Raw genomic sequence first — 6,728 nt, forward strand, 5'->3', positions numbered from 1 at the left:
CCGGATCCCCCTTGCACCGCCGCGCCCTGCTCGCGGGCGGGGCCGCGGCCGTGCTCGCCGCCGCCGGCTTTCGCACGGCGGCCCACGCCGCGCCGGACGACCGGGCCGGCGGGCGGCGGTTCACCCTGACCGTCATGGGCACCACGGACCTGCACGGCAACGTCTTCAACTGGGACTACTACGCGGACCGCGAGTTCGACGACTCCGCGCACAACGACGTGGGCCTGGCGAAGCTCTCCACCCTGGTCAAGGCCGTCCGGGAGGAGCGCGGCGCGCACCGCACCCTGCTGATCGACGCGGGCGACACCATCCAGGGCACCCCGCTGGCGTACTACTACGCCAAGGTCGAGCCCATCGGCCGCCGCCGCGTGCACCCGATGGCCGCCGCGATGAACGAGCTCGGCTACGACGCCGCCGCGCTGGGCAACCACGAGTTCAACTACGGCATCCCCCTGCTGCGCGCCTTCGAGAAGCAGCTCGACTTCCCGCTGCTCGCCGCGAACGCGCTCGACTCGGCCACCGGGAAGCCCGCGTTCCGGCCGTACGTGATCAAGACGGTGTGGCGGACGGGCGCGGCGCCGCTGCGGGTCGGCATCCTCGGCCTGACCAACCCGGGCATCGCGATCTGGGACAAGGCGAACGTCGAGGGCCGGATGACGTTCCCCGGCGTGCTGGAGCAGGCCCGCGAGTGGGTGCCCCGGGTGCGGCGGGCGGGCGCGGACCTCGTGGTGGTCGCCGCGCACTCCGGCGCGGACCTGTCGTTCTCCCTCGGTGACCTGCTGCCGTTCCCGGAGAACTGCTCCGCGCTGGTCGCGGAGGAGGTGCCGGGCATCGACGCGATCCTGGTCGGCCACGCGCACACCGAGATCGCGCAGCGGTTCGTCACCAACAAGGCCACCGGCAAGCAGGTGCTGCTGACCGAGCCGCTCTTCTGGGGCAAGCGGCTGAGCCTGGTGGAGTTCGACCTCGCGTGGGCGCCGGGCCGGGGCTGGCGGGCCGAGGCGTCCCGCTCGCAGGTGCTCAACACCAACACCGTGCCCGAGGACCCGGCCGTCGTCGGCAAGCTGCGCGACGACCACGCCAGGGTCGTGGCCTACGTCAACTCCAGGATCGGCACGTCGAAGTCCGCGATGTCCGCCGCCACCGCCCGCTACGAGGACACCGCCGCGCTCGACTTCGTCAACCTGGTGCAGGGCGAGGCGCTGAAGGCGACCCTGACCGAGCCGCTGCCCGTGCTGTCGCTGGCCTCGCCGTTCAACAAGGCCGCCGCGATCCCGGCGGGCGACGTGTCGGTGCGCGACGTGGCCGGGCTCTACATCTACGACAACACCCTGTTCGGCGTGCGGCTCACCGGCGCGCAGCTCAAGGACTACCTGGAGCGGTCTGCGGGGTACTACAAGGCGGTGAGCACACCCGGACCCCACCAGCCGGAAGCGCTGACCAACGCGGGCGGCACGCCGGACTACCTCTACGACGTCGCCGGTGGCCTCGACGCGCCGCTGACCTACGACATCGACCTGGCCAAGCCGGTCGGGCAGCGGATCACCGGCCTGGCCTACGACGGCGCGGCGGTGACCCCGGACCAGGCGTTCGCGGTGGCGGTGAACAACTACCGGCAGTCCGGCGGCGGCAACTTCCCGCACATCGCCACCGCGCCGGTGCTGCACAACCAGCAGCTGGAGATCCGGCAGCTGATCATCGACTGGGTGCGGGAGCACGGCGAGGTCGACCCGGCCGCGTTCCACCGCACCGACTGGCGGTTGGTCGTCGACGGCACGCCGGTGGTGGTCGGGTGACGCAGCCGTTGCCGGACATCGTCGGGCCGGGGTTGGTCGTGCTGTTCTGCGGCATCAACCCCGGCCTGCTGTCGGCCGCCAAGGGGCAGCACTTCGCGCGGCCGGGGAACCGGTTCTGGCCCGCCCTGCACCTGTCCGGCTTCACCCCGCGCCTGATGAAGCCCTCCGAGCAGGAGGAGCTGCCGCGGCACGGGCTGGGCATCACGAACCTGGTCGCCCGCCCGACCGCGCGGGCCGACGAGCTGACGCCCGAGGAGCTGCGGGCCGGTGGGGAGAGGCTGACCGGGCTGGCCGAGCGCTACCGGCCGAAGGTGGTCGCGGTGGTGGGCGTGACGGCGTACCGGGCCGCGTTCGGGCGCAAGGACGCGAAGGTCGGCCCGCAGGAGGAGGCGATCGGCCCGTCGCAGCTCTGGGTGCTGCCCAACCCGAGCGGGCTGAACGCCCACTACCAGCTGCCCGCCCTGGCCGAGGTCTTCGGTCGGCTGCGCTCGGAGGTCGAGCGGGCCTCCTAGCCGCCCCGCCGCGTCACAGGTTGCGGAGGCCCACCAGCACCCGTTGCAGCAGCGTCAGGTCCGCGCCCTCCGGCGCGGCGGCGTTGTCGTGCACCGCGACCACGCCCATGGAGATCAGGTCGCCCAGCAGCACCCGCGCCACGCCCAGCGGCACGGCCAGCAGCGCGGAGACCTCGGCGACCGAGCGGGGGTTGGCGCACATCTCCACGATCGACCGCTGCTCGGCGGTGGTGTCGCGCATGGCGACCGCGATGCCGTTCTCCTCCAGCGAGACCAGCGTCTCCAACCTCAGGTCGTAGCGGGACGCCGTGCGGCCACCGGTCCACGCGTAGGGGCGGACCAGGGGACCGGAGAACTCCTCCCCCTCGGGCTCGGGTTCCGGCCGCGGTTCCGGCTCGCGGCCCGTCGCCACCGGCAGCGGGCCGGTGCCCTGGCGAGCCGCCGGCACGGGCAGCGGACCGGTGTCGTGGAGGCTCCCGCCGTACGGCCCGTCGAACGGCGCGGTGTCCTCCAGCGGGTCCTCCGGCCGTGCGTCGGGTCGTTCCTCCAGGGTGCGGCGCAGGGCCGCCGAGCCGAACCGGGCGCCCGTCGCGCCCACCTCGCCCCGCAGGGACCTCCGCCGCCGGGGTGGGTCCGGGTGTTCCGCGGCCTCCTGGTCGAGGCCGCGACGCACCGCGGGGGAGCCGAAGCGGGCGCCGGTCGTGCCGACCTCCCCGCGCAGGGACCGGCGGCGTCTGCGCTCGCCGCCGGTCGGCTCGGGGTCAGAGCTGCCTGTGCTCACATTCCGGGAACCGTAGACCGAACCGCGTTCGGATGATGTCCCCCGTGTTTCGACTCCGTGCAATCCTCGTTAACCACCGCACATGCGCGGTCCCCCGGGCGCTGGAGGATGATGGGACGATGCGCATCCGCGAGGTCGAGATCTCCGACGACATGATCAGGTTGGGCCAGTTCCTCAAGCTGGCGGGCTTGGCGGAGAACGGCGCGCACGCCCGTGAGCTGGTCGAATCCGACGAGGTGACGGTGAACGGCCGGCTGGAGACCCGGCGCGGCGCCCAGCTGCACGACGGCGACGTGATCGAGGTGAACGGCGAGAAGGCCCGACTGGTTACCGCTCGTTAGCTCCTTTCCGGGCGCGGTCGTCGACACCGTCCGCCGTCCTGCCGGCGGTACTCCCGCGGTTCGCGGGCATCACCGGACCGATCCACCCGGCGTGTGCCGCAGCGCGCCTTTGTCGCCCGAAGAAGTGGCAACGGTCACCCTTGGTCGGCTCACCGTGGGTGGAATGAGCGGATCCGGTCACCCGAAGTGTCCGAGCCGTTGCGCCGAATAGCTGCCGCCCGACCGTGAAAGGGTGACACCGACCCGCCGTGTTGCGGTCCGGGTCCGTGCCCGAAGTCCTTTCCGGGGATGTATTCGACGTCAGTTTCGACTTCGGTCGAATACCGCGTGTAACGGAAGCCGTCCCAGATCCGATGGATGTGCCCGCGTGCCTGCGCGACCGTCCTCGGGCCACTGTGGACGCACCGCATCCCGGCGGGTGAACGGCCTTTGCGAGGCACGTCGACGGTGACCCGAAGTCACTCCACGACCCGTCTGGGTGTGCGCCGGGTGTCCCGTCAGGAATGGCCGTTCGGGGGAAGCTCACTGTGTGTGTAACGCACGCCGCCGACGTGACGAATGATGGTTGGCGGGACGAGAAATCGCCGCCGCACATTTGTCGCACACCACGCGGGTCCGTCGGGGATGCCCTGCGAACGTGCACGTCCGAGCCGGCCACCCGGGGGTACTCGATGAGCGAGCAGGTCCAGCCCACGCGACGCAGACCCGTCGCGGGGGTCGGTGACACCCACCGCACGACCAGCCCCACGGTGGGCAGCTGGGAACCCGCCTACCGCTACGGCGTGATCGCCGCCGACGTCCTGTGCACGGTCGTGGTCGTCCTGCTCGCGGGTCTGGTCCTGTCCTCGCGCCACGCCTCGTTCGCGCCGCTGCCCCTGTTCGGGCTCGAAGCGGTCACGGTCGCGGTGGTCGTCGGGTCGCTGTTCCTCAACCGGGCGTGGAACCCCGTGGTGCTCGGCCAGGGCGCGGAGGAGTTCCGCCGCCTGGGCCGGGGCCTGTTCGGTTCCGTCGTCGCGCTGGGCCTGGGCGCGCTCGCGGCCGGCCTGCCCGGCGCCCGGCTGTGGGTGTTCGTCGTCGGACCGGCCGTCGCGCTGGTCGCCTTCCCGGTCCGCTACCTGCTGCGTCGCCCGCTGCACCGCGCCCGCGGCGAGGGCCGCTGCCTGCTGCCGGTGCTCGCGGCGGGCAACCTCGACACGGTCACCGACCTGATCGGCCGCACGCGCCGCGCGCCTCACCTGGGGTGGCGCGTCGACGCCGTGTGCACGGTCGACGGCCGCGCCGACATCGGCGTCGACCTGGAGGGCGTGCCGGTCGTCGGCCGGTTCGCCGACCTGGGCGAGCAGGTCCGCCGGGGCGGTTACCGGATCGTCGCGGTCACCGCCGACGCCTACTGGACCCCGCGCCGGCTCCAGCAGCTCGCGTGGGACCTGGAGGGCACCGGCACCGAGATGGTCGTCGCGCCCGCCCTGATGGACTTCGCCGGACCCCGGCTGCACGTCACCGGTGTGCTGGGGATGCCGCTGCTGCGCGTCAGCGAACCGTCGTTCACCGGCTTCCGCCGGGTGGTCAAGGCGACCGTGGACAAGGTCGGCGCGGCGCTGCTGGTCGCGGTGCTGGCGCCGGTGCTGCTGGCGGTCGCGGTGGCGATCATGGTCGACACCAGGGGACCGGTGCTCTACAAGCAGCGCCGGGTCGGCAAGGACGGCGTGCCGTTCACCATCCTCAAGTTCCGGACCATGGTCACCGGCGCGGACGCGCTGCGCGCCAAGCTCCAGGCGGTCAACGAGGGCGCGGGCGTGCTGTTCAAGATGCGCCGCGACCCCCGCGTCACCGCCGTCGGCCGGTTCCTGCGGCGCTACTCGGTGGACGAGCTGCCGCAGCTGTTCAACGTCCTCGCCGGCGCCATGTCGCTGGTCGGCCCCCGGCCGCCGCTGCCCGAGGAGAGCGCGAAGTACGGGCCCGACATGCGCCGGCGGCTGCTGGTCAGGCCGGGCCTGACCGGGTTGTGGCAGGTGTCCGGGCGCAGCGACCTGTCGTGGGAGGAGTCCGTGCGGCTCGACCTGCGGTACGTGGAGGACTGGTCGCTCGCGCTCGACGCGCTGATCTTGTGGAAGACCTTCCGCGCCGTCTTCGGCGGCCACGGCGCCTACTGATGACCGGCCGACGCACGTCTCCCGGCGGGGACGGCAAGGAAAAGAGGATCGAGATGGACCAGCCGATCGGCATCGCCGTCATCGGTGCGGGCTACTGGGGACCGAACCTGGTGCGCAACGCCCAGGCCACCCCCGGGCTGAAGTTGCGCTACCTGTGCGACCTGGACGTGGAACGGGCCCGGCGCGTGCTGGGTGACTACTCCACCGTCCGGGTGTCCGGCTCGCTGGACGACGTGCTCGCGGATCCCGCGGTCGACGCGGTCGCCATCGCCACCCCGGCCGCCACCCACCTGCCGGTGGCGCTGGCCGCGTTGCGGGCGGGCAAGCACGTGCTGGTGGAGAAGCCCCTGGCGGCGAACTACGCCGACGGCCTCGAACTGGTCCGCGAGGCCGAGGACCGGGGCCTCACGCTCATGCTCGACCACACCTTCGTCTACACGCCGACCGTGCAGCACCTGCGGCACCTGGTGCGCAGCGGCGAGGTCGGCACCGTGCAGTACCTCGACTCGGTGCGGGTCAACCTCGGCCTGGTCCAGCCGGACGTGGACGTGTTCTGGGACCTCGCGCCGCACGACCTGTCGATCTTCGACGCGATCCTGCCCGACGACGTGCGCGTCACGCGGGTCGCCGCGCACGGCTCGGACCCGATCGGCGCGGGCCGCGCGTGCGTCGGCCACCTGACGCTGGAGCTGTCCGACGGCGTGCTGGCCCACGTGCACGTGAACTGGCTGTCCCCGACCAAGATCCGCACCATGATCGTCGGCGGCTCCCGCCGCACGGTCGTGTGGGACGACGTGAACGCCGTGCAGCGCCTGTCGGTGCACGACCGGGGCGCGGACCGCATCGAGGACGACGAGGACCGCCGCCAGGCGATCATCTCCTACCGGCGCGGCGACACCGTCGCGCCCGCGCTGCCGGAGAAGGAGGCGCTGCGCGGGATGATGGCGGAGTTCGCCGCCTCGATCACCGAGAAGCGCGCGCCGCTCACCGACGGCTGGTCCGGCCTGCGCGTGCTCGCCACCCTGGAGGCCGCCTCCGCGAGCCTCGCCGCGGGCGGCGAGTTCGTCACCGTGGCGCGGGTCGAGCGGCCGGCACCGGTCGAGGACTTCGCCACCGCCGAGCTCGCCACCGCCTGACCCGCCGGG

6 protein-coding genes are annotated in these 6,728 nt (G+C 72.7%); 5 read left to right on the forward strand and 1 reads right to left on the reverse strand.

Translation table 11 applies throughout. The annotated features are described in order from the left end of the window. Positions 1-1,796 (forward strand): 5'-nucleotidase C-terminal domain-containing protein (locus AB0G02_RS24915; protein WP_360797928.1); only part of this gene is annotated, 1,796 nt, incomplete at its 5' end. After that, a complete protein-coding gene (mug, locus tag AB0G02_RS24920; protein ID WP_360797930.1) occupies positions 1,793-2,308 on the forward strand; it encodes a G/U mismatch-specific DNA glycosylase in 516 nt (171 codons plus the stop codon). The genes AB0G02_RS24915 and mug, both read left to right, overlap by 4 nt. A gap of 13 nt (positions 2,309-2,321) precedes the next feature. On the opposite strand, the gene AB0G02_RS24925 is transcribed toward mug, so the two are convergent. After that, the gene (locus AB0G02_RS24925) at positions 2,322-3,089 is read right to left on the reverse strand and encodes a DUF742 domain-containing protein (RefSeq protein ID WP_360797932.1); all 768 of its coding nucleotides are present in this window, start codon (positions 3,087-3,089) and stop codon (positions 2,322-2,324) included. A 119-nt stretch (positions 3,090-3,208) separates the two neighbouring features. On the opposite strand from AB0G02_RS24925, the gene AB0G02_RS24930 reads away from it, so the two are divergent. From AB0G02_RS24930 to AB0G02_RS24940, 3 genes are all read left to right on the forward strand, one after another. Further along, a complete protein-coding gene (locus AB0G02_RS24930; protein WP_360797934.1) occupies positions 3,209-3,430 on the forward strand; it encodes an RNA-binding S4 domain-containing protein in 222 nt (73 codons plus the stop codon). Between the two features lie 671 nt (positions 3,431-4,101). Continuing rightward, the gene (locus AB0G02_RS24935) at positions 4,102-5,583 is read left to right on the forward strand and encodes a sugar transferase (RefSeq protein WP_360797936.1); all 1,482 of its coding nucleotides are present in this window, start codon (positions 4,102-4,104) and stop codon (positions 5,581-5,583) included. A 53-nt stretch (positions 5,584-5,636) separates the two neighbouring features. Further along, positions 5,637-6,719 (forward strand): Gfo/Idh/MocA family oxidoreductase, encoded by a 1,083-nt coding sequence (locus tag AB0G02_RS24940; RefSeq protein WP_360797938.1) that lies wholly within the window; start codon positions 5,637-5,639, stop codon positions 6,717-6,719. Positions 6,720-6,728 lie beyond the last annotated feature (9 nt).

Source organism: Actinosynnema sp. NPDC023658, from assembly GCF_040639995.1.
Taxonomy (GTDB): Bacteria; Actinomycetota; Actinomycetes; order Mycobacteriales; family Pseudonocardiaceae; genus Actinosynnema.